General features: G+C 54.4%; 1 protein-coding gene and 1 pseudogene. Both read right to left on the bottom strand.

Annotation, left to right across the window (positions count from 1 at the left end):
• Window positions 1–22: 22 nt before the first annotated feature.
• A complete protein-coding gene (locus ACG98I_RS12280) occupies window positions 23–943 on the bottom strand; it encodes an IS3 family transposase (RefSeq protein ID WP_394719950.1) in 921 nt (306 codons plus the stop codon).
• Window positions 940–1,121, bottom strand: a pseudogene (locus ACG98I_RS12285) (transposase); the annotation flags it as partial. The pseudogene ACG98I_RS12285 and the gene ACG98I_RS12280, both read right to left, overlap by 4 nt.

Here is a 1,121-nt window from a genome sequence, read left to right on the forward strand (position 1 = left end):
TGAAGTGCCCCGAGTTTTGTTCCTAGGCGTTTGCCTTGATTTCCATTATTTCCTGTGGCGGGGTCTGCTTCCAAAATTCGGTTTCCACCTCGACCGGAGTTCGGTATCCCAAGCTTTGGTGGAGCCTAGTCTCGTTCCACCATGACACCCACTCGAACGTCGCGATTTCTACCTCGATCACGTCATCCCACCTGCGGGTATGGATCAGCTCGTTCTTGTAGGAGCCGTTAACGTTTTCGGCCAGAGCATTGTCGTAAGAGTCGCCGACACTTCCGGTGGAAGCGGCAATCCCGTGCTGGGCAAGTCGCTCGTTGTAGACCACGCTGACATACTGCGACCCGTGATCCGAATGGTGAATGAGACCTGTTGTTTCCTCAGCACACACGATCGCCTGGTTGAGAGCTTGCAGTGGCAGTGCTTCGGTCCGCATCGAGTCTGATAACGCCCACCCAACAATCCGTCGGGAGTAAACGTCGGTGACAAACGCGGCATACACAAAGCCTTTCTTCGTGCGCACATACGTAATGTCGGCCACCCACAGTTTATTCGGACCCTGGGCTTTGAATTCACGCTCGACTAAGTCTGGGCGCAGATCAGGCGTGTTAGCTTTTCGGGTTGTGATAGGTGATCCGCCTTTGCCTTTGCCAGAAACACCGGCCAAGCGCATCAGCCGGGCGGTTTGTTCACGACCGATATCAATTCCTTCACGGCGAAGCGCATGCCACATTTTCCGCACACCGTAAACACCGTAATTATCCCGATGAACAGCACTAATGCGATCAACCAGCGCAGCATCGCGAAGGCGACGAGCACTTAATCCACGGGCCTTGGATTGGCGATACCCACGCGAGGTGATAAACCCACCAGCCCGGTTATTTTTCAACGTCTTACAGATGAACTCGACGGAGAAACTACTCCGGTATTCATCGATGAACCGGATCATTTCCGACGTTTTGGGTCGAGTTCCGACGCGAAAAAAGCTGAGGCAGCCTTCAGAAGTTCATTGGTGTCGCGGAGCTCTTGATTTTCACGGCGTAGCCTCGCGTTTTCGGCAGCCAAATCTTCGGGCACGGGTTCTGGGATGTTTCCTGCACGGCGGGCCTGCTGGGTCCATTGACGAG

The organism is Corynebacterium sp. L4757, from assembly GCF_043673995.1.
Taxonomy (GTDB): Bacteria; Actinomycetota; Actinomycetes; order Mycobacteriales; family Mycobacteriaceae; genus Corynebacterium.